This is a genomic window from Arthrobacter sp. JB02-1C (assembly GCF_057748045.1).
Genome location: NZ_CM173235.1, coordinates 875,120 through 896,807 on the forward strand (window position 1 = coordinate 875,120; position 21,688 = coordinate 896,807).

Annotated in this window: 12 protein-coding genes and 4 rRNA genes; 6 read left to right on the forward strand and 10 right to left on the reverse strand. The window is 63.9% G+C overall.

Annotated features, from left to right (window positions below; translation table 11 throughout):
- Nucleotides 1-20: 20 nt before the first annotated feature.
- Nucleotides 21-1,484, reverse strand: a complete 1,464-nt coding sequence (locus tag AC3ANP_RS04135; protein WP_488332089.1) for an amino acid permease — start codon at nucleotides 1,482-1,484, stop codon at nucleotides 21-23.
- A 145-nt stretch (nucleotides 1,485-1,629) separates the two neighbouring features.
- On the opposite strand from AC3ANP_RS04135, the gene AC3ANP_RS04140 reads away from it, so the two are divergent.
- The 3 genes from AC3ANP_RS04140 to AC3ANP_RS04150 all read left to right on the forward strand — a co-directional run bounded on the left by AC3ANP_RS04140 (nucleotide 1,630) and on the right by AC3ANP_RS04150 (nucleotide 4,268).
- On the forward strand, nucleotides 1,630-2,538 hold the full coding sequence (locus AC3ANP_RS04140) for a LysR family transcriptional regulator (RefSeq protein WP_488332090.1): 909 nt from the start codon (nucleotides 1,630-1,632) through the stop codon (nucleotides 2,536-2,538).
- Nucleotides 2,539-2,606: 68 nt separating this feature from the next.
- Nucleotides 2,607-3,035: an aspartate 1-decarboxylase gene (gene panD, locus AC3ANP_RS04145; protein ID WP_488332091.1), complete on the forward strand. Its 429-nt coding sequence runs from the start codon at nucleotides 2,607-2,609 to the stop codon at nucleotides 3,033-3,035.
- A 135-nt stretch (nucleotides 3,036-3,170) separates the two neighbouring features.
- A complete protein-coding gene (locus AC3ANP_RS04150; RefSeq protein ID WP_488332092.1) occupies nucleotides 3,171-4,268 on the forward strand; it encodes a GmrSD restriction endonuclease domain-containing protein in 1,098 nt (365 codons plus the stop codon).
- Between the two features lie 32 nt (nucleotides 4,269-4,300).
- Here the strand turns inward: AC3ANP_RS04150 and AC3ANP_RS04155 are convergent, their stop codons facing one another.
- On the reverse strand, nucleotides 4,301-5,290 hold the full coding sequence (locus AC3ANP_RS04155) for an LLM class flavin-dependent oxidoreductase (RefSeq protein WP_488332093.1): 990 nt from the start codon (nucleotides 5,288-5,290) through the stop codon (nucleotides 4,301-4,303).
- Between the two features lie 209 nt (nucleotides 5,291-5,499).
- Between AC3ANP_RS04155 and AC3ANP_RS04160 the strand changes: the two genes are divergently transcribed.
- Both AC3ANP_RS04160 and AC3ANP_RS04165 read left to right on the forward strand, forming a co-directional pair.
- The gene (locus tag AC3ANP_RS04160; RefSeq protein ID WP_488332094.1) at nucleotides 5,500-7,185 is read left to right on the forward strand and encodes a helicase HerA-like domain-containing protein; all 1,686 of its coding nucleotides are present in this window, start codon (nucleotides 5,500-5,502) and stop codon (nucleotides 7,183-7,185) included.
- A 96-nt stretch (nucleotides 7,186-7,281) separates the two neighbouring features.
- Nucleotides 7,282-8,274 carry a hypothetical protein gene (locus AC3ANP_RS04165; RefSeq protein ID WP_488332095.1) on the forward strand — a complete coding sequence of 331 codons (993 nt, stop codon included), beginning with the start codon at nucleotides 7,282-7,284 and terminating at the stop codon, nucleotides 8,272-8,274.
- A 120-nt stretch (nucleotides 8,275-8,394) separates the two neighbouring features.
- On the opposite strand, the gene AC3ANP_RS04170 is transcribed toward AC3ANP_RS04165, so the two are convergent.
- The 6 genes from AC3ANP_RS04170 to AC3ANP_RS04195 form a co-directional block, all read right to left on the reverse strand.
- Nucleotides 8,395-10,356, reverse strand: coding sequence for an NHL domain-containing thioredoxin family protein (locus tag AC3ANP_RS04170; RefSeq protein WP_488332096.1), 1,962 nt, complete (start codon nucleotides 10,354-10,356; stop codon nucleotides 8,395-8,397).
- Complete coding sequence (locus AC3ANP_RS04175; protein WP_488332969.1) at nucleotides 10,356-12,509, reverse strand: bifunctional copper resistance protein CopD/cytochrome c oxidase assembly protein; 2,154 nt, start codon at nucleotides 12,507-12,509, stop codon at nucleotides 10,356-10,358. Before AC3ANP_RS04175 ends, AC3ANP_RS04170 begins: the two co-directional genes overlap by 1 nt.
- 107 nt (nucleotides 12,510-12,616) lie before the next feature.
- Entirely contained in the window at nucleotides 12,617-12,904 is a 288-nt protein-coding gene (locus AC3ANP_RS04180) for an HU family DNA-binding protein (RefSeq protein WP_024367639.1), read from the reverse strand.
- A 435-nt stretch (nucleotides 12,905-13,339) separates the two neighbouring features.
- A 5S ribosomal RNA gene (gene rrf, locus AC3ANP_RS04185) occupies nucleotides 13,340-13,456 on the reverse strand.
- Nucleotides 13,457-13,669: 213 nt separating this feature from the next.
- Nucleotides 13,670-16,805, reverse strand: a 23S ribosomal RNA gene (locus AC3ANP_RS04190).
- A gap of 525 nt (nucleotides 16,806-17,330) precedes the next feature.
- A 16S ribosomal RNA gene (locus AC3ANP_RS04195) occupies nucleotides 17,331-18,856 on the reverse strand.
- Together the 16S, 23S and 5S rRNA genes form the textbook arrangement of a ribosomal RNA operon.
- A 550-nt stretch (nucleotides 18,857-19,406) precedes the next feature.
- Here AC3ANP_RS04195 and AC3ANP_RS04200 point away from each other — a divergent pair.
- Complete coding sequence (locus AC3ANP_RS04200) at nucleotides 19,407-20,663, forward strand: integrase catalytic domain-containing protein (RefSeq protein ID WP_488331162.1); 1,257 nt, start codon at nucleotides 19,407-19,409, stop codon at nucleotides 20,661-20,663.
- A gap of 108 nt (nucleotides 20,664-20,771) precedes the next feature.
- Here the strand turns inward: AC3ANP_RS04200 and AC3ANP_RS04205 are convergent, their stop codons facing one another.
- Together AC3ANP_RS04205 and rrf (AC3ANP_RS04210) are read right to left on the reverse strand one after the other, a co-directional pair.
- A complete protein-coding gene (locus tag AC3ANP_RS04205; RefSeq protein WP_488332097.1) occupies nucleotides 20,772-20,957 on the reverse strand; it encodes a hypothetical protein in 186 nt (61 codons plus the stop codon).
- Between the two features lie 603 nt (nucleotides 20,958-21,560).
- A 5S ribosomal RNA gene (gene rrf / locus AC3ANP_RS04210) occupies nucleotides 21,561-21,677 on the reverse strand.
- Nucleotides 21,678-21,688 lie beyond the last annotated feature (11 nt).

The window sequence follows — 21,688 nt, forward strand, 5'->3', positions numbered from 1 at the left end:
AAAAGTGATGGTTCCGGGCATCACCCGACGTGGCGGTGCATCTCCACGGCCTCTTGGTGCCGGGGACTGTCCGGGTTCATCAGGGAGTGCTTCCGTCCGTAGCCGAAGTAGATGGCCAGGCCGATAATGAGCCAGACAACGAACCGCAGCCAGGTCTCCCAGTGCAGCTGGACCATCAGGAACGCCGAGGCCAGCATGCCGAAGAGCGGAACCACCGGCATAAACGGAAGGCGGAACGTCCGGGGGGCATCCGGCTTCTTGTACCGGAAAATGATCACGGACAGGCAGACCACGACGAACGCGGCGAGGATGCCGATGTTCGTCAGGTCTGCCACCGCCTTGATCGGAAAGACACCGGCCAGCAGTGCCGAGGCAGCGCCGGCAATCCAGGTCACGCGTTGCGGGGTGCCGTGCCGGTCCGTCCTCGCAAACCAGCCGGGCAGCAGACCGTCGCGGCTCATGGAGAACCAGACCCGGGTGACGCCGAGCAGGAAGGTCAGCATCACCGTGAGGATGGAGAGGACGGCGAAAACGGAGATAATCGTGGCGATCACCGGCAGGCCCACGCCATTAAACGCGGAAGCGAAGCCGGCTTTCGGGTCGATTTCGCGGTAATTCTGCATGCCCGTCAGGACAAGGGTCGCGGCGACATAGAGCAGCATGGCCACAATCAAGGACAGGATGATCGCCTTGGGCATGTGCTTCTTGCCGTCCGTGGCTTCCTCGGCCGCCGTGCTCATGGCGTCATAACCGAACACAGCGAAAAAGACCGTGGCAGACCCCGCCAGGACCGGGCCAAAACCGCTCGGCATAAACGGGTTGTAGTTGTTGGTGTTGATATAGAAGACGCCCAGTCCGATGATGAACAGGATCAGGACCACCTTGATACCGACAGCCACCAGCTCGAAGCGGCCGAACGTTTTGGTGCCGCGCGAGAGGATCCACGTCACGATCAGGCAGACAACGATTGCCGGGACATTGACCACTCCCCCGGTCCCCTCATCGAACGTTGAGGTCATCGAGGCGGGCATATGGAGGCCGACGCCGGCGAGGAACGCGTCGAAATAGCCGGAGATACCGATCGCCACCACGGCCACGATTGCGACATACTCCAGAAGCAGATCCCAGCCGATGAACCAGCCGAACACCTCCCCCAGGGCCACGTATCCGTAGGTATAGGCGGACCCTGCCCGCGGCACCATGCCGGCGAATTCGGCGTAGGAGAGCGCCGCGGCCGCGGACGCCAGGCCGGCGATCAGGAAGGAGAACAGCACTGCTGGCCCGACGCCGGGCTCGCTTGCACTGCCGTGCGCCACCAGCCCCGCCAGCGAGAAGATGCCGACGCCGATGATGCCGCCGACGCCGATGGCAGTCAGCTGCCACAGCCCCAGGCTTTTGAATAGCCCGCTGTGCTTGTTTTCCTCTTCGATGTCGTTGATGGGCTTGCGCCGCATCATCGACGTGGTCAGGTTTCTGTTGCTCATCGGGGCCTCCCGTAGTAGAGGTGTCGCCCATCAACCCCGCCCTGTGATGGGGCTTACTCGGTCAGACCAGTATGCAAGTCCAATTGCATTAGATAAAGTGAATTCTCCTAATCAATAACCGTTATAATTCACGAAGGAATTTCCGATGCTGGACGTCCGGAGACTGCGCCTGCTGCGCGAACTGCAGATCCGGGGCACCCTTGCCGAAGTCGCCGAGGCATTGCAGTACAGCCCCTCCTCGGTGTCCCAGCAGCTGGCGCTTTTGGAGAAGGAAGCCGGCGTCGAACTCCTGCGCAAAACGGGCCGCCGTGTGCAGCTCACCCCGCAGGCAGAAGTGCTGGTGGCCCACACCGCCCAGCTGCTGGAGACGCTGGAACAAGCCGAGGCCGACCTCGCTGCCTCATTGACCACGGTCACCGGCACGGTCCGGATCGCCGTATTCCAGTCCGCCGCCCTGGCGCTGATGCCCGACGCGCTGACCAGGATGTCGGCCAGCTACCCGGAAGTCCGGGTCGAAATGACGCAGCGGGAACCGGAAACCGCGCTGCACGAAACCTGGGCCCGCGACTTCGACCTGGTCATCGCCGAGCAGTACCCAGGCCATGCGGCGCCCCGCTATGCAGAATTGGACCGGCTCCGGCTGACGAGCGACGCCATCAGGCTGGCGGTCCCGCCGGAGCCAGCCTGCGGCCGGGCCATCACGGGCCTGGCGGACACCGCCGACCTGCCCTGGGTCATGGAACCCCGGGGCGCGGCGTCCCGGCACTGGGCGGAGCAGGCCTGCCGGAGTGCCGGGTTCGAACCGGACGTCCGCTTTGAGACCGCCGACCTGCAGGCCCAGATCAGGCTTATCGAGTCGGGCAACGCGGTGGCCCTGATGCCAGACCTGGTCTGGACCGGACGGGGCACCACCGCCCGGTTGCTGGAGCTTCCGGGCAACCCGCACCGCACCGTTTTCACGTCGGTCCGCCGGTCCAGCGCCAAGCGTCCCGCCATTCTGGTGACCCGCGAGGTCCTGGCCCAGACGGCCGCATCCGTGGCCCCGGGAGTGTGAAGCGCCAGCCGGCGCCTGTCTGCCGGCTCACAGCGCAGGGTCGACGCCGGCGCTAGACTGGTGCTGTTATGAATCGAACAATATTCAAGTCCAAGATCCACCGCGCCACGGTCACCCACGCGGACCTCCACTACGTCGGCTCGGTCACGGTGGACCTGGACCTGCTGGAGGCGGCCGACATCCTCCCGGGCGAACTCGTCGCGATCGTGGACGTCACCAACGGTGCCCGGCTCGAGACATACACCATTGCCGGCGAGCGCGGTTCCGGCGTCATCGGCATCAACGGGGCGGCTGCGCACCTGATGCACGAGAACGACCTGGTCATTCTGATTACCTATGCCCAGATGACTACGGAAGAGGCCAAGGCCTACACCCCCAAGGTCGTCCATGTGGACAAGGACAACAAGGTGGTGCAGATCGGAAGCGATCCGGCCGAGGGCCACAGCGCGGGCCTCCTGCGTCCGCCGCACGCCCTGAACAACGCCGCCCTCAACTAGCGCAACGCAGCCCCGCACCGGCCTGTGCGCCGCGGGGGCGTGCTTCCGGCGTGCCGCCGGCCTGCCTCGAAACAGCGCCGCTAGGCTGTAGAAGGCCCGAACCAGGGCCGAATGCTGCTGGGACTTGGGGGATATATGCGTACTGCCACTCAAACGCGCACCGGGGCGGCCGACTGGGTCGCTGCCGGCATCGCCGGACTCGTGCTGGTGGTTGCCACCGCCTGCGCGGGCCCAGGGCCTGCCGCCGGTCCGGGAGGCTCTGAGCAGGCCGCACCCGCAACCTCCGCCGCGTCTTTGACGCCGTCGGCATCACCTACGGTCACTGCCGAGCCGGGTGCGCCCTTGGACCCGGAGACCGCCCCCACGGTCACCTTGTCCGGCGCGATGGCCCCGCACCAGCAGCCTGCTTACGCCAGCAGGGCATCGGACGTTTTGGCTACCCTGCCCATCAAGGGCAGGGCGCCGAAAACAGGGTATTCCCGCGACCAGTTCGGGCCCGCGTGGTCCGACGTTGACCGCAACGGCTGCGACACCCGCAACGATGTGCTCCGCCGCGACCTGACGTCCGTCGCGTTGAAATCCGGTACCCGGGACTGTGTGGTGCTTTCGGGCGCCCTTGCCGATCCGTACACGGCGAAGCTTATTAATTTCGTCCGGGGAAACAGCACCAGTACGGCGGTCCAGATCGATCACGTCGTGGCGCTCAGCGACGCCTGGCAAAAGGGCGCCCAGCAACTCAGCGCCGCACAGCGCCTCGCCTTTGCCAACGATCCGCTGAATCTCCTGGCCGTCGACGGTCCCGCGAACATGCAAAAGAGCGATGGTGACGCCGCCACCTGGCTCCCGTCCAACAAGTCCTACCGTTGTCCGTACGTGGCACGGCAGATCTCGGTCAAGGCCAGCTACGCACTGTGGGTCACCCAGGCCGAGCACGACGCCATGGCCCGGATTCTGGCCGACTGCCCGGACGCTCTGGCACCCACCAACGCGCAGCCCCCGGCCCAGGCGGCCCCGGCTCCGGCTCCCGCTCCCGCTCCAGCCCAGGCCGCCCCGGCTCCTGCGCCCGCCCCGGCTCCGGCTCCGGCCGTGGTGCCTGCGGTGCCTGCGCCGGCAGCCGTTTATTACGCAAATTGTGCGGCCGTTCGCGCCGCCGGAGCCGCGCCCATCCGGCGCGGGCAGCCCGGGTACAGCAGCAAACTGGACCGCGACAACGACGGCATCGCCTGCGAGTAGCCGCGCCCGCCCGACGTCGGAGCAGCGGGGACTTAGACCCGGGCCAACCCGGCGGCTTCCGCGAGGAGTTCCACGGAGCGGAGCCTGTCGGCCACGCCGTTGCTCTGGTGCGCGACGATCAGTTCATCGGCGTCGGCGTGCCGGGTGAATTCCTCGAGGTATTCCAGCACCACGTCGGGAGTGCCCACCGCGGAATACTTCATCATCTGCGCCATGTGCTGCCCCTGCGGTGAATCCAGGATCATGTCGGCCTCGTCGTCGGTGAAGACCCGGCCGTTGCCGAAAAACAGCGAGACCCGGGCGCGCTTCGTCGCCTGGAACATCTCCTGCGCGTGCGCTGCCGAGTCGGCGGCGACGACGTTGACACCGGCGATCACATGCGGCGTTTCGAGCTGCTCGGAGGGGCGGAACTCGCGGCGGTAAAGCGACACGGCGTCCTGTAACGCGTTTGGCGCAAAGTGCGACGCGAAGGCGTACGGCAACCCCAACTGGGCCGCCAGCCTGGCCCCGAACAGCGACGAACCGAGGATGTAAAGCGGCACATTCGTGCCCTTCCCCGGGGTGGCCTCCACCCCGGGAATCCGGCTCGGGCCGGTCAGGTAGCCCTGCAATTCCAGGACATCCTGCGGAAAGCTGTCCGCGCTCATCGGGTCACGCCGGAGGGCCCGCATGGTGTTCTGGTCGCTGCCGGGCGCCCGGCCGAGGCCGAGGTCGATCCGGCCCGGGTGCAGGGTCTCCAGCGTTCCGAACTGCTCGGCGATAGTCAGCGGTGCGTGGTTCGGGAGCATCACCCCGCCCGCCCCCAGCCGGATGGACTTCGTGTGCGCGGCGATGTGGGCAATCAGCACACTGGTCGCCGAGGAGGCGATGGAGGACATGTTGTGGTGTTCGGCGTACCAGATCCGCCGGTAGCCCAGCTCTTCGGCGCGCTGCGCCATCGTGACACTGCCGGCGAAGCTTTCCGCCGCAGTCTGACCCTTCCCGATTACTGCCAGGTCGAGGATGGAAAGCGGAACAGTCACGGAAGTGCCGGCCTTTCGTTGCGTTGCATGGTGTGGTGAAGCGGTGGCGGCTCTGCCGGGATCCGCCGGCCGCTCACTGATGCCAACGACGCCGGACGCCGCCTTATTTCAAGCGGGCGGCCGGTGTTGCGCGCACCACAGGCCCTGCCGGCTTAAATATCCCTGCCCGCGCCGGCTCGCCGGCAACCGGACGCGGCTATGCTAACGGCATGGCCATGAAATCCACCGCAGATAAAGTCGCCACCATCCAGAAGGGTTACACCCTGGAAGGGCCCACCATCGAGCTGGGCGCGGCCATCGTCGACGGCGAGCTGCACAAGGACGCCCCGGTCCGCCTGCCGCTGTCCATGATGAACCGGCATGGCCTGGTTGCCGGCGCGACCGGCACCGGCAAGACTGTGACGCTGCATATGATGGCCGAACAGCTTTCCAATGCCGGCGTTCCGGTGTTCCTTGCGGACATTAAGGGCGACCTTTCGGGCCTCGCTACTGCCGCGACGGCCAGCGACAAGATGACCGCACGTACCCAGAGCATCGGCCAGGCGTGGGCAGGAAAGACCTTTCCGGTGGAGTTCCTCGCCCTCGGCGGGGACGGCAACGGCATCCCCGTGCGTGCCACCATCACCTCCTTCGGCCCGATCCTGCTCTCCCGCGTCATGGAGCTCAACGACACCCAGGAGTCCAGCCTTCAGCTGGTCTTCCACTTCGCGGATCAGAAAAACCTTGAACTGATCGACCTCAAGGATCTCCGGGCCGTCATCCAGTTCCTCACCTCGGATGACGGCAAGGACGAACTGGCCGAGCTGGGTGGACTCTCCAAAGCCACCGCGGGCGTGATCCTCCGCGAATTGATCAACCTCGAAGCGCAGGGCCTGGAGAAGTTCTTCGGCGAACCTGAGTTTGATACCGCCGAACTGCTCCGCACCGCCCCGGACGGCCGCGGCGTCATCACCTGCTTGGAACTGCCCACCCTGCAGACCAAACCGATGCTGTTCTCGACGTTCCTGATGTGGCTGCTCGCGGACCTGTTCCACGACCTCCCGGAGGCCGGCGACCTGGACAAGCCCAAGCTCGTGTTCTTCCTGGACGAGGCCCACCTGCTGTTCAACGGTGCGTCAAAAGCCTTCCTGGACGCGATCACCACCACCATCCGGCTGATCCGGTCCAAAGGAGTAGGCATCTTCTTCGTGACGCAGACCCCGAAGGACGTTCCCGCAGACGTCCTCGGCCAGCTCGCCAACCGGATCCAGCATGCGCTGAGGGCGTTTACGCCGGAAGATGCCAAAGCCCTGAAGGCGACAGTTTCCACCTTTCCGGTCAGCGACTATGACCTTGAGGAAACACTCACGTCAGCCGGGATCGGTGAGGCGGTGGTAACCGTCATGAACGAGAAGGGTGCGCCGACGCCGGTGGCGCTCACCCGGCTGCGCGCACCGGAATCCGTGATGGGGCCCAGTGCGGACGACCTCGTCAAGAGCACGGTCGCAGCTTCCGCGCTCCTCGCGAAGTACGGCACGGCCGTGGACAACCTCTCCGCGTATGAGAAACTCTCCGGGAAAGGCGCTGCCCCCACCGGGGAAGCCGCCCCGGGCGAGCCCCCGGTGGCCGGCGGCTACGATCCGCAGGCCGTGGACGCAGACGCCCGGCGGATCGAGGCGGAGATCCTGGGACGGCCCAGCAGCCGCCCCGCCCCCGGTCCGGACAGCAGCCGGCCGGAACCGGCGCCAGGCCACGCCCCGGCCGGGCCGGCGGGCGGCGTGGCCGGTGATCTGGCCGGCGCACTGGGCGGCGCCCTCGGGGGCGGCCTCAAGAGCATGGTCCGGTCCATGGGTACCCAGCTGGGGCGCGAGCTGCTTCGCGGCGTCTTCGGCACCTCCTCACGCCGTCGCCGCTAGGCCAGCACCCGCGGGCGCGGGAGGGCGCCGACCACCCGCCGGCGACGGCCAACTCAAGGATTTGATGGCCGTACCGGTAATCTAAAGTACGTGCAGATGAGTCAGGCGTTAGTCAGGATGGCAGCCGGGTGGCTGCTGGGCCTGATGCTCGCCGTGGCCGGCGCCGTCGTCGCGGTCAACCTCGTCAACAGTTCGGTGGCCAGCCCGCAGCAGCCGGTCCGCGAGTACCTGGACGCCCTGCACAAGGGCGACGGTGCCCGGGCCCTGGGCCTGCTGAGGGCCACCGTGCCGCAAAGCGACGCCGCGATGCTGGACGGCGAAGCCTTGAAGGTTGCGGCAGCGAAGATTTCCGATGTGAAGATCGGTGATGCCGAGGACCGCGGCGGGAACCAGGTCATGGTGCCCGTCGACTACAGCATCGACGGAAGCCAACTGCATACCGAATTCCAGCTGCAAAGCTCGGGAACGCAGTGGCTCTTCTTCCACGACTGGTCCTTCGTCCCGGCCGCGCTGCCCGTGCTGGACGTCACGGTCGTCAACGCAAACCAGGCGTCGCTCAACGGGGTTGCGGTGAACATGCCCAACGGACGCAACTCGTTCGCGGTGTTCTACCCGGGCCGGTACGAGGCGTCCCTGAACGGCACGTTCTTCACCGCGCCGGCGACGCAGGTCACCGTCTCCGGCCGGGAGACCCCCAGCGCACCGCTGAGCCTGCTGACCCAGGCCACGGACGGACTTAAGAACGCCGTGGGCACCAAGGTCAAGGAATTCCTCGACACCTGCGCGGACGAGGCGGACAAAAAGCAGCAACTCCAGCCGGCGTGCCCGTTCTATCACACCACCAACAACCGCATCGTGCCGGGGACGATCGACTGGAGCATCACCAACTACCCGTCCGTCAGCATCGAGCCGTTCGGCGGCCGCTGGGTGGTCGCTCCGCTGGACGGCAAAGCCCGGATCAAGGCGCGGCAGGAGGACCTCTTCACCGGCGCCATCACCAACCTCGATGCCGTCCACGAATTCAGCTTCACCACCCGGCTGGACATCGACGGCGACACGGTCAGGCTGACCCCGCAGCTGAACAGCTAGGTCACCTGAACCAGGGCCAAACGCCAGGCCGAGCCACCTTGCCGCCCTGCAAGCAGCCAAAAGGCTGCCGCCCATGACCCGGAGTCACGAACGGCAGCCTCAGGACGCCGGTCCGGCGCGTCAGTCCATCCCGCGCAGGTCGAGGACCAGCTCGGTGTCGCCATCTGCCTGCAGAAGCACGGGGATGCCCCAGTCCTGCTGGTAAAGGTGGCAGGCTGCGTGGTCGGGAATTTCCCCATCATCCTCGGGACCGTCGCACGCGGCGGCCCGTGCAGTGATGTGCAGGACACCCTCGGGCACATTGCTGGCCAGCTCCAGGGTGCGGAGCAGGCCCACCGACGTGCCACCGCCAGCCAGCAGCAGTTCCGGCGGCGTGGAGGAGATCTTCAGCTGCGTGGGGTCGCCCCAGCGGTCATCGAGCTTCTGCCCGGTCGGGGCGGAGAAACGCACTGTCAGGGACAGAAGTCCGGGGGCCACGGGGCTCTTGGGCCGCTGGGTCTGTGAGGCACCTTCGTCCACCTGCTGGGCTTCCTTCGGGATGGGCACGTACACGAGTTGGTGCTTGTTTGCCTCGACCACCACCAGCAAGGGCTCCGCGCCGGCCGCCTGGGTGTGGTCCACAATCACGTCGGAGGGCTCGGACAGCCCGCGGGCCAGGGTGGAAACGGTGCCGGTTGCAGGGTCGTAGCGCCGCACCGCACCGTTGTAGGTGTCGGCGATGGCCACGGAGCCGTCGGGCAGGACTGTCACTCCGAGCGGGTGCTGCAGCCGCGCCTCGGCGGCCGGGCCGTCCCGGAAACCGAAGTCGAACAATCCCTTGCCCACCGCGGACTCGACGGTGATGCTGCCGTCGTCCGCGATCACGAGCTTGCGCAGGGCCGACGTTTCGGAATCCGCCACCCAGATGTTGCCGTCTGCGTCTTCGCCCAGCCCGGAGGACTGCGCGAACCAGGCTTCCGCGGCCGGGCCGTCCAGCAGGCCCTCGAGCCCGTTGCCGGCGGCGATGGACACCGCACCGCTGACCGGGTCGAAGCTGAAGATCTGGTGCACCCCGGCCATGGCCACCACGACGGCGTTGAGCTTGCGGGACCATACGACGTCCCAGGGCGAACTCAGGGAGACCTTCAAGGGGTCCTCTTCCAGCCGCCCGCCGTAGGCGGCGCCTTCCTCGTCCACGCGGGCCGGTCCGGTCTCCAGCAGCCGCTGCACACCGTTTCCGGCGAGGGTACTGACGGTCCCGTCGGACAACGACAGTCCGCGGAGCCTGTGGTTGACGGAGTCGGCGATGACGACGTCGTAACCGGCCTTCGCCGCAACGTCCGGCGGGAGCAGGACCAGGCCCTGCGGTTCGTTGAAGCGGGCGTCCGCCGGGGCGCCGTCGGCGTGACCCTTCTGACCCGAGCCGTAGGTACCCAGTACGGTGTCGAAATCGGTGGACAGCTCCACCAGCCGGTGGTGGCCGGTGTCGGTCACCAGCCAGGAGCCGGCGTCGGGGTCAGCCCCGGCGGCGCCGCGGCCGGGCGGCAGGTGCAGTGCCTTGCCGGGGAACCGCAGCGTGCCCGACGTCGGCTCCGGGGCCACGTAGGGGCCGTCGCCGCGGTGCAGGGTGCCCTTCGCCTCATGCTCGGCGATCAGTTCCGGGATAAGCACAGCCAGCCCGTCCGCATGGCCCTCACCGGAAAGGTGCGCGACGATGTACCCCTCGGGATCGATCACCACCAGCGTCGGCCAGGCCCGGGCCGTGTACGCCTTCCAGGTGTCCAACTCGGGGTCGTCCAGCACGGGGTGCCGGATCTCGTAGCGCTCGACGGCGGCGGCCAGCGCGACGGGGTCCGCTTCGTGCTCGAACTTGGGCGAGTGCACGCCCACGGTCACCAGGACGTCCGAGTACTGCTGTTCGAGCGGACGGAGTTCGTCCAGGACGTGCAGGCAGTTGATGCAGCAGAAGGTCCAGAAGTCGAGCAGGACGATTTTCCCACGCAGGGCGTCAAGGTCCAGCGACTTGCCGCCGGTGTTGAGCCAGCCCCGGCCCACTAGTTCGGAGGCCCTGACCCGAAGGTGGGTGCGTACTGTTTCGCTCATCAGCGTCCTTCCAGCTTTGAGTTGCGTTCGGCCAGCCGTGCGTCGCGCGCGGCGAGTTGGGCGAACATATCGTTGTAAGCGGTGAGGTCGGCGTCGTTATTCCTGTCCGCCGCCCGGTCGGTGCGTTTGGACTCCCGCGCATCGGAACGGGACCACATGACGGCGACGCCGATGGCCACCAGCAGGGTGGGCACCTCCCCGATCCCCCAGGCGACGGCGCCGCCCATCTGCTGGTCCAGCAGCGCGGAGGGCCCCCAGGTGCGGCCGAGGTTGCCGAAGTAGTCGGCGGCCAGCAGGCCGGTGCCGCCCATGATGGACACGCCGAAGAACGCGTGGAAGCCCATCGTGGCCAGCAGCAGCAGCAGCCGCATCGGGTACGGGGCACGCCGCGGCAGCGGGTCGGTGCCGATCATGGTCAGCACGAAGATGTAGCCCGTCAGGGCAAAGTGCAGATTCATGAGTTCGTGGCCCACATGGTCGCGCATGGCGTACCCGAAGGCATCCGAGAAGTAGAACAGCACAATCGACCCTGCGAAGTTCGCGGCGGCGAACAGCGGGTGCGTGACGAGTTGCGAGAATTTTGAGTGCACGAAGATCAGGAGCCACTCGCGCGGGCCCCGGGAACTGTCCCGGCGCGGGGTCAGCGCGCGGAGCGCCAGGGTGACCGGAGCTCCGAGGACCAGGAAGATCGGTGCCACCATGGTCAGCGCCATGTGGTCCATCATGTGGGCGGAGAACAGGATCCGGCCGTAGACCGACGCCGGGCCGGACGTGACGTAAGTGAGCACGATCAGGCCGATCATCCAGTTCACCGTGCGGAACCAGGACCAGGAATCGCCGCGTCGCCGGACCTTTCGGACCCCGAAGACGTAGGTGACCAGGCCGAAGGCGGCCACCGCAACCCACAGCCAGTCCGGCCGCCATTCCGTCAGCCACCGCTGGGGGGTCAGTTCGGGGGGCAGTTCGTATCCGGAGAGGATGAACGCCGGAGAGGCGTCGGGCGCGAAGGTGCGCGGCTGCGGCGGTGCGGACCGGCCCAGGGCGACGGCGATCCCGGACGTCGCCCCCATAATCAGCAGCTCCACGAAGACGAGTTGCCAGATCACCCGGCGGGCCGAGAGGCCGGCGCCCTTGGCTCCGAGCTGGGGAATGACCCACTGCCGGTGCATGAGGCCAATGCCGCCGAGCACCAGCGTGGCGACCGCCTTGGCGAGGATGAGCTGGCCGTAGGCGGATCCTAAAAGATCCGCCCAGCTGGTGAGCCGGATGCTCGCGTTGATGACGCCGGAAGTGAAGACCAGCGCGAACGCGAAGCCCGCCAGTGCGGAGAACCGACGGAAAGTGGGCTCCGTGATGTCTTCCGGTCCGCCGGGGCGGCCCTGCGCGCCCGCGGCCAGGATGCCGGAGAGGAGCACCAGGACGATGATGCCACCCACCCAGGCGGACACTCCGACGAGGTGCAGGCCCAGGGAGTTGATGGCTCCTTCATGGTCGCTTGAGCTGGACGAGTGCCCGATCAACGCAGCCGGGACCAGCCCGACCATGGCCAGGATCAGAGTCAGCGCCAGGGCACCGCGGGAACGGACGCCGAACAGGGCGGTGGTGACCACGGCGGCGATGATGACGACAGCGAGCCAAGCCCTGCCAGTTTCGATGTCGGTCATGAAGTAGACCAGGGACCGGGTAAACTCCGGGTCCCCGGAAATCGGTTGGCCCGCGATGTCCGAATAGCTCAGGACCAGCACGGCAACAGCGGACAATGTCCAGACGGCCCCGGCGATCGCGGCAACGGACAGCGCGCGTGCAAAGGCGGGATGTTCCAGACCGTCCTTGGCCTTGGACTGGCGGCGGCTGAGGTTCCTCGGCAGGATCCCGACGGCGAAGATCAAGGCTCCGATGACGGTTGCCAAGGCGACGTTATGAAGAGCCTTGCTGACGGGCAGGCCCCACCGGACCAGCGCCCCGGGGTCGGAGACGGAGCGTGCACCGGCCGCGCCGGAGAAAAGCAGTGCCGCCACCAGGCCAAGGAAGAGGGCAGCGAGGCCGGCCAGCTGCCAGTTCCGCGGGATCCCCCGCGCGCCGCCGACGACCGGACCTGCCCCGGTCGGGGCGGGCGCTGCTGGGGTACGGGGGTTTGCTGCTGAAGGCACAATTCCATTGTCCGCTACGCCCGGCCGGGTGCCGAATCCGTGCGCTGGCGGTGAACGCGAAAGGAGCGGCACCCCTGTGGGGGTGCCGCTCCTTTCAGGCGTTCGAAGAACTACTTCTTCTTGGAGACTGCAGCCTTCAGCTTGGAGCCGGCAGTCAGCTTGACGCTGTGGCCCGCCGCGATCTGGATGGTCTCGCCGGTCTGCGGGTTGCGGCCGGTACGGGCTGCGCGGTCGGTACGCTCGACGGCGAGCCAGCCCGGGATGGTGATCTTTTCGCCCGCGGCGACAGAGGTCTCGAAAACCTCGAACAGTGCATCGAGCACGGAGTTGACGGCTGCCTGGCTGGTGCCGGCCTTGCCAGCTACCTCTGCAACAAGTTCACTACGGTTCTTAGCCATTTATGTCCTCCTGGACGGTTTAATTTCTGAAGCCTGCACGCGGCGTGCATGCAAGCCACTCTTCGAAAACTTACCAGCTTGCCGGCCGCAAGGCCGCAAATTCCGCGTGTTTTCGCGCTTTTTTGGGAAAATATCCGGAATTGAAGACCTTTTGGCATCCCAGTTCAGCCCTCAGCGGACGCGGTACCGTTCATGGCGCGTCGCGGAGACCGCTACAGCCTCCCTGACCAGCCCGTGCAGGGCCGCTTCCGCATCCGCCGCGGCACTCCGAACCTGCTGGATTCAGCCGGACGCGGCCGGCCCGGCGTGAGCCGGGGATGAGCTTGGCATGGGGCTGCTGGCCTGTGTTTCCCTGAGCGGGTCGGGTGGTTAGATCGGGTGGTTAAAGGGGGAGAGCCTCCAACCTGGTGGTTGGAGGCTCTCGACCTAATTAGTGTCCGGCGGTGACCTACTCTCCCACACCCTCCCGGGTGCAGTACCATCGGCGCTGTGGGTCTTAGCTTCCGGGTTCGGGATGGGACCGGGCGTTTCCCCCACGCTATGACCGCCGTAACTCGTGCTCCGCACCGTTCCGCCCTGTGGGGGTGGTGGTGGGAAATCTGTGGGTTACAACATGTGGTGTTGTTATGTAGTTGTTGGTTCCTGCAACGTGCCCTGGTGTTGGGTTTGTTGTTTGGGAACCACATAGTGGACGCAAGCAGTCTTGTTTCTTTGTACCGCCCGTTGGTGGCAAACGCTTTTGAACCCGTTTGCCCCGGGTGGTGTGTGGTGTAAGTTATCGGCCTATTAGTACCGGTCAGCTTCACGAGTCGTTAGTCCTCGCTTCCACATCCGGCCTATCAACCCAGTGGTCTGGCTGGGGGCCTCTCACACACAAGGTGTATGGAAATCTCATCTCGAAGCGAGCTTCCCGCTTAGATGCTTTCAGCGGTTATCCCATCCGAACGTAGCTAATCAGCGGTGCACTTGGCAGTACAACTGACACACCAGAGGTTCGTCCGTCCCGGTCCTCTCGTACTAAGGACAGCCCTTCTCAAATTTCCTGCGCGCGCAGCGGATAGGGACCGAACTGTCTCACGACGTTCTAAACCCAGCTCGCGTACCGCTTTAATGGGCGAACAGCCCAACCCTTGGGACCTACTCCAGCCCCAGGATGCGACGAGCCGACATCGAGGTGCCAAACCATGCCGTCGATATGGACTCTTGGGCAAGATCAGCCTGTTATCCCCGAGGTACCTTTTATCCGTTGAGCGACGGCCATTCCACAATGTACCGCCGGATCACTAGTCCCGACTTTCGTCCCTGCTCGAGATGTCTCTCTCACAGTCAAGCTCCCTTGTGCACTTACACTCGACACCTGATTGCCAACCAGGCTGAGGGAACCTTTGGGCGCCTCCGTTACTTTTTAGGAGGCAACCGCCCCAGTTAAACTACCCATCAGGCACTGTCCCTGACCCGGATTACGGGCCGAAGTTAGATGTCCAAAGTGACCAGAGTGGTATTTCAACGATGACTCCACCCGGACTGGCGTCCGGGCTTCCACGTCTCCCACCTATCCTACACAAGCCACTCCGAACACCAATACCAAACTATAGTAAAGGTCTCGGGGTCTTTCCGTCCTGCTGCGCGTAACGAGCATCTTTACTCGTACTGCAATTTCGCCGAGTTTATGGTTGAGACAGCGGGGAAGTCGTTACTCCATTCGTGCAGGTCGGAACTTACCCGACAAGGAATTTCGCTACCTTAGGATGGTTATAGTTACCACCGCCGTTTACTGGGGCTTAAATTCTCAGCTTCGCCTTGCGGCTAACCGGTCCTCTTAACCTTCCAGCACCGGGCAGGAGTCAGTCCGTATACATCGTCTTGCGACTTCGCACGGACCTGTGTTTTTAGTAAACAGTCGCTTCCCCCTGGTCTCTGCGGCCCCGCCACGCTCCGGACAGCAAGTGTCCATCACGGTAGGGGCCCCCCTTCTCCCGAAGTTACGGGGGCATTTTGCCGAGTTCCTTAACCATAATTCTCTCGATCGCCTTAGTATTCTCTACCTGATCACCTGTGTCGGTTTGGGGTACGGGCGGCTAAAACCTCGCGTCGATGCTTTTCTCGGCAGCATAGGATCACCGGATCCCCCCATACGGGGGTCCCATCGGGTCTCAGGCATCATGAACGGCGGATTTGCCTACCGTTCGCCCTACATCCTTAGACCGGGGCAACCATCGCCCGGCCCGGCTACCTTCCTGCGTCACACCTGTTAATACGCTTGCCTCCCGGGATCAGGTCCCGCGCTCCACCAAAACCCTCACACCACAAGGGCGCTCGGGCAGGCTTCGGGCGGTTAGTATCCCCCGTTCAACATGGGCGGTTTTTCGCCGGTACGGGAATATCAACCCGTTGTCCATCGACTACGCCTGTCGGCCTCGCCTTAGGTCCCGACTTACCCAGGGCAGATTAGCTTGACCCTGGAACCCTTGATCATTCGGCGGACGGGTTTCTCACCCGTCTTTCGCTACTCATGCCTGCATTCTCACTCGTGTAGGCTCCACCGCTGGTTTACACCGCGACTTCACCGCCCACACGACGCTCCCCTACCCATCCAGACGCCTGAACCACAAGGGCTTAGCAAAAATCTGAATGCCACAACTTCGGCGGTGTACTTGAGCCCCGCTACATTGTCGGCGCGGAATCACTTGACCAGTGAGCTATTACGCACTCTTTTAAGGATGGCTGCTTCTAAGCCAACCTCCTGGTTGTCTTCGCAACTCCACATCCTTTCCCACTTAGCACACGCTTAGGGGCCTTAGTTGGTGGTCTGGGCTGTTTCCCTCTCGACTATGAAGCTTATCCCCCACAGTCTCACTGCTGCGCTCTCACTTACCGGCATTCGGAGTTTGGCTGACGTCAGTAACCTTGTAGGGCCCATTAGCCATCCAGTAGCTCTACCTCCGGTAAGAAACACGCAACGCTGCACCTAAATGCATTTCGGGGAGAACCAGCTATCACGAAGTTTGATTGGCCTTTCACCCCTACCCACAGCTCATCCCCTCCATTTTCAACTGAAGTGGGTTCGGTCCTCCACGACGTCTTACCGTCGCTTCAACCTGGCCATGGGTAGATCACTTCGCTTCGGGTCTAGATCACGCCACTGCAACGCCCTGTTCAGACTCGCTTTCGCTACGGCTTCCCCACACGGGTTAACCTCGCGACGTAACACTAACTCGCAGGCTCATTCTTCAAAAGGCACGCCGTCACCACAACACAGCAAGCTATGATGGCTCCGACGGATTGTAAGCACACGGTTTCAGGTACTGTTTCACTCCCCTCCCGGGGTACTTTTCACCTTTCCCTCACGGTACTGGTCCGCTATCGGTCATTAGGGAGTATTTAGGCTTATCAGGTGGTCCTGACAGATTCACACGGGATTTCTCGGGCCCCGTGCTACTCGGGATACCTCCCAGGCGGCATGACAGCATTTCGGTTACGGGGCTCACACCCTCTCTGGCCGGCCTTTCAAGACCGCTCACCTATGCCCATGCAACACACCCCACTGTCCCGGCAGAGACAGAACGGAAAGTCCCACAACCCCGACCATGCAACGCCCGCCGGCTATCACACATGGAACGGTTTAGCCTGATCCGCGTTCGCTCGCCACTACTAACGGAATCACTATTGTTTTCTCTTCCTGCGGGTACTGAGATGTTTCACTTCCCCGCGTTCCCCCCACGCACCCTATGTGTTCAGATGCGGGTCACCAGGTAACTCGCGCCCCTGGCGGGGTTTCCCCATTCGGACACCCTGGGATCACAGTCCGGTTATCGACTCCCCCAGGCTTATCGCAGATTCCTACGTCCTTCTTCGGCTCCTAATGCCAAGGCATCCACCGTGTGCTCTTAAAAACTTGACCACAAAAGATCAAGGAGTAATTCACGAGAGAACCACGAAACCAACCCCACACCCACAAGGGCATGGAACCAGATCCAGGTTCATATTCTTGGAAATTGCTTCTTATAAAAGATGCTCGCGTCCACTATGTAGTTCTCAAACAACAACCCCGTACCACACACCCCACCCACGTCAACGCGCGTGATCGATGCAGCCAGGAAACCAGAAACAAACCAGCCCCACAGCACCAACCAGGCCTCCCCCGAAAGGAAAACCCCGCCCATGCCATGGTCCTGTTGCCTCAGGACCCAACAGTGTGCCAAACACTAAACCGCCCATCCCCTCCCCGCACCGTTCCAGGACAACCCGCCCCCCGAAGGGAACAAGTGACCGTACTGGGTGCCGGCAGAAAACCAGCGGCCGCTATTTGTTGATATTCCACCCGTGAGCACCCGCCGCAGAACAATCGCCTGCGCAACGGGCCTACTCCTGACAACACCACCACACAGACATAACGCCTGGCGTGGTTGTTGTAGGTGCTCCTTAGAAAGGAGGTGATCCAGCCGCACCTTCCGGTACGGCTACCTTGTTACGACTTAGTCCCAATCGCCAGTCCCACCTTCGACAGCTCCCTCCCACAAGGGGTTAGGCCACCGGCTTCGGGTGTTACCAACTTTCGTGACTTGACGGGCGGTGTGTACAAGGCCCGGGAACGTATTCACCGCAGCGTTGCTGATCTGCGATTACTAGCGACTCCGACTTCATGGGGTCGAGTTGCAGACCCCAATCCGAACTGAGACCGGCTTTTTGGGATTAGCTCCACCTCACAGTATCGCAACCCTTTGTACCGGCCATTGTAGCATGCGTGAAGCCCAAGACATAAGGGGCATGATGATTTGACGTCGTCCCCACCTTCCTCCGAGTTGACCCCGGCAGTCTCCCATGAGTCCCCGCCATAACGCGCTGGCAACATGGAACGAGGGTTGCGCTCGTTGCGGGACTTAACCCAACATCTCACGACACGAGCTGACGACAACCATGCACCACCTGTAAACCGGCCACAAGTGGGGAACCTGTTTCCAGGTCTTTCCGGTTCATGTCAAGCCTTGGTAAGGTTCTTCGCGTTGCATCGAATTAATCCGCATGCTCCGCCGCTTGTGCGGGCCCCCGTCAATTCCTTTGAGTTTTAGCCTTGCGGCCGTACTCCCCAGGCGGGGCACTTAATGCGTTAGCTACGGCGCGGAAAACGTGGAATGTCCCCCACACCTAGTGCCCAACGTTTACGGCATGGACTACCAGGGTATCTAATCCTGTTCGCTCCCCATGCTTTCGCTCCTCAGCGTCAGTTAATGCCCAGAGACCTGCCTTCGCCATCGGTGTTCCTCCTGATATCTGCGCATTTCACCGCTACACCAGGAATTCCAGTCTCCCCTACATCACTCTAGTCTGCCCGTACCCACCGCAGATCCGGAGTTGAGCCCCGGACTTTCACGGCAGACGCGACAAACCGCCTACGAGCTCTTTACGCCCAATAATTCCGGATAACGCTTGCGCCCTACGTATTACCGCGGCTGCTGGCACGTAGTTAGCCGGCGCTTCTTCTGCAGGTACCGTCACTTACGCTTCTTCCCTACTGAAAGAGGTTTACAACCCGAAGGCCGTCATCCCTCACGCGGCGTCGCTGCATCAGGCTTCCGCCCATTGTGCAATATTCCCCACTGCTGCCTCCCGTAGGAGTCTGGGCCGTGTCTCAGTCCCAGTGTGGCCGGTCACCCTCTCAGGCCGGCTACCCGTCGTCGCCTTGGTGAGCCATTACCTCACCAACAAGCTGATAGGCCGCGAGTCCATCCAAAACCACAAAAAAGCTTTCCACCCCCCACCATGCGATGAGGAGTCATATCCGGTATTAGACCCAGTTTCCCAGGCTTATCCCAGAGTTAAGGGCAGGTTACTCACGTGTTACTCACCCGTTCGCCACTAATCCCCCCAGCAAGCTGGAGATCATCGTTCGACTTGCATGTGTTAAGCACGCCGCCAGCGTTCATCCTGAGCCAGGATCAAACTCTCCGTTGAAGTAAAACAGACACACCATGCGCCCCCGGGAAAACGGGATGCACACAATGCACAAAATTTGAAACCAGCTGTAAAAACCATGCCATCCACGGGGTGGACAACACAGCCAAAACAACCAATCAATAAAACAATTGGTATCAACAAACTTGGCACACTATTGAGTTCTCAAACAACAGACACACCCGACACCACCCAAACCCAACGGTCCAGGATCGCTCCGGAGCAACTTTTCAAACTTACCCGGTTTCGTCTTCCGAAGCAAATCCGGTTTTCCGGATCCGCATCAGCGGACGAACCAGCCCCAACCGAATTTCACGGGCGACAGATCGCCAAATGAACTTTGGTTTTGAAATATCTTCGGGGGATTGGCCGCCTCCGGTCACCAGCCTTGTGGGCTGGTCTCCCTCGTGGCGACTTAGAAAACGATACACCTCCTCGGCCTCCAGTGCAAACCCGCGCGTTGACTCACAAATAACCTCCGCGTAGCCGGATACGTTGCCTCAGGAGAAAACCTCCGGCAGGGGCGGGCTGGGGCGGAGATCCTTGAGGGATGGGATTGACGATGGGTGAGCGCAAGGCGGTGACGAAGCATTTGGCTGAGTCTTACCGGGCCGGTGACCGTGCCAGGAAGGGGCGGATCCTGGATGAACTGGTCGAGTTGACCGGCTGGCATCGGGACCATGCGCGGGCGGTCTTGCGGCATGCGCTCGATCCGCCGCGGCCACGGCCGGTCAGGCCCGGGCGCGCCCCGGTGTACGGGGCGGACCTGCAGGCCGGGCTCGTGGTGTGCTGGGCTGTGTTGCGGGGGCCGGCGGGCAAGCTGCTGGCACCGATGCTGCCCGATCTCGTCCCGATGCTGCGGGCTGAGAAGGCCCTGGACATCACCGACGCGCAGGCGGCGCTGCTGTCCCGGATGAGCGCGGCGACCATCGACCGGCGGCTGGCGGGCCAGCGGGCGAAACTGCTGCCCCACGGCCGGTCCCATACCAAGCCCGGATCGCTGCTGAAGTCCCAGATCCCGGTCCGGACCTGGGCCCAGTGGGACGGCGCGGTGCCGGGTTTCGTGGAAATCGATCTGGTCGGCCACGACGGAGCGAACAGTTCCGGCCAGTTCTGCTTCACCCTCACGGTCACGGATATCGCGACCGGCTGGACCGTGAACCGGTCCGTGCCGAACAAGGCGCAGAAGCACGTCTTCGCAGCCCTGCAGCATGTCCTGGCGGTCTTCCCGTTTCCCGTGGCCGGGATCGATTCGGACAACGGCAGCGAGTTCATCAACAACGAGCTCTTCGAGTTCTGCCTGCAGCAGCGCATCACCTTCACCCGGTCCCGTCCGGGCAACAAGAACGACGGCGCGCACGTGGAGCAGAAGAACTGGTCCCGGGTCCGTGAGCTGGTCGGCTACCTCCGCTATGACACCGCCGCGGAACTGGATCTGCTCAACCAGATCTGGGAGCTGGACCGGATCTTCACCAACTACCTGCTGCCCCAGCAAAAACTCATCGCCAAGGTCCGCCACGGAGCCAAAGTCAGCAAAACCCATGACCGGGCAGCCACCCCGCACCGGCGCGCAGCCGCCCACCCGGCCCTGTCACGGATGCCCGTGATCCGGATGAACGCCCAGTACAAGAAGATCCGCCCCGCCGCCCTCTCCCGGCAGATCCTGGCCCTCACCGGCCGGCTCGAAACCCTCGCTACCGCCAAACAACCGGCCCCGATCAAACCCGCCGTGAACGAACGATGGAACCACCGCGACAACCGGAGGTTTTCATCTGAGGCAACGACTGCACCTTCCCGGAGGTATTGACATGAGGCAACAGGACCCGCCGGGGTTGGCCAGCCCGCCGTTGCGATCCGTGCGATCCCCGCGGAACCCGCGCCGCACCGGCCTTTGTGGCTGCGGTCCAGGCCGCCGCTAGAGGACTTTCGCGAGGAACGACTTGGTTCGCTGTCCTTGGGGGTTGAGCAGCACGTCAGCCGGAACGCCGGACTCGACGATGACGCCGGCGTCGAAAAAGTGGACGGTGTCCGCCACTTCGCGGGCGATCGCCGACCGCTGCTGCTGGCCACCGGAGAGCTGGTTGTGGGCGCTTGTGCGCATGTTCAGCGAGGCCAACTTTCGCCAGCTCCTTCAGGGCGCGGGCTCGGGCGGCGGACTTGGAGATTTTGCGTACCTCAGTGAGCGCACAGGCTACATTCTCCTCGGCGGTGAGGCGCCCCAAGAGGTTCAAGCGCTGGATCACCATGCCGTCCCTCCACCAGCAGCGTGCCGTCGTCGTAGCTTTCCAGCACGTTGAGGCAGCGCAGGCAGTGAAGGAGGTGTCCTTGGCGCCGGCGCCTTTGCTGCCCGTGGCCGAGAGCGACTGTCCGCAGGGCGAAACCGGCCTGGTCCTGCCGCGGGGCGTCCAACGTAGCGGACGCCGTGTTGACCAACGCCGGCCTGCACCCCCGGATCGCGCCTGTCAGCGACGCCTTCCATGCCACTCTGCGGCTGGTAGCAGCCGGACACGGGGCCGCACTCGTGCCGCAGCTGGCCACGACTTCCCGGCCGCCCGGCATCGGGCCGTGCAGGTCCCGGAATTGAAGCTCTCCCGCAAACTCATGGGCCTGTCTGCGGAGGACGGGCTGGCCTGTGTTTCCGGGTCGGGTGGTTAAAGGGGGAGAGCCTCCAACCTGGTGGTTGGAGGCTCTCGACCTAATTAGTGTCCGGCGGTGACCTACTCTCCCACACCCTCCCGGGTGCAGTACCATCGGCGCTGTGGGTCTTAGCTTCCGGGTTCGGGATGGGACCGGGCGTTTCCCCCACGCTATGACCGCCGTAACTCGTGCTCC

Excerpts from the sequence above, each read along its gene's own strand:
- AC3ANP_RS04135 (WP_488332089.1), bottom strand. The coding sequence starts at position 1,484 with ATGAGCAACAGAAACCTGACCACGTCGATGATGCGGCGCAAGCCCATC.
- AC3ANP_RS04140 (WP_488332090.1), top strand. The coding sequence starts at position 1,630 with ATGCTGGACGTCCGGAGACTGCGCCTGCTGCGCGAACTGCAGATCCGG.
- panD (WP_488332091.1), top strand. The coding sequence starts at position 2,607 with ATGAATCGAACAATATTCAAGTCCAAGATCCACCGCGCCACGGTCACC.
- AC3ANP_RS04150 (WP_488332092.1), top strand. The coding sequence starts at position 3,171 with ATGCGTACTGCCACTCAAACGCGCACCGGGGCGGCCGACTGGGTCGCT.
- AC3ANP_RS04160 (WP_488332094.1), top strand. The coding sequence starts at position 5,500 with ATGGCCATGAAATCCACCGCAGATAAAGTCGCCACCATCCAGAAGGGT.
- AC3ANP_RS04165 (WP_488332095.1), top strand. The coding sequence starts at position 7,282 with ATGAGTCAGGCGTTAGTCAGGATGGCAGCCGGGTGGCTGCTGGGCCTG.
- AC3ANP_RS04170 (WP_488332096.1), bottom strand. The coding sequence starts at position 10,356 with ATGAGCGAAACAGTACGCACCCACCTTCGGGTCAGGGCCTCCGAACTA.
- AC3ANP_RS04180 (WP_024367639.1), bottom strand. The coding sequence starts at position 12,904 with ATGGCTAAGAACCGTAGTGAACTTGTTGCAGAGGTAGCTGGCAAGGCC.
- AC3ANP_RS04200 (WP_488331162.1), top strand. The coding sequence starts at position 19,407 with ATGGGATTGACGATGGGTGAGCGCAAGGCGGTGACGAAGCATTTGGCT.
- AC3ANP_RS04205 (WP_488332097.1), bottom strand. The coding sequence starts at position 20,957 with ATGCGCACAAGCGCCCACAACCAGCTCTCCGGTGGCCAGCAGCAGCGG.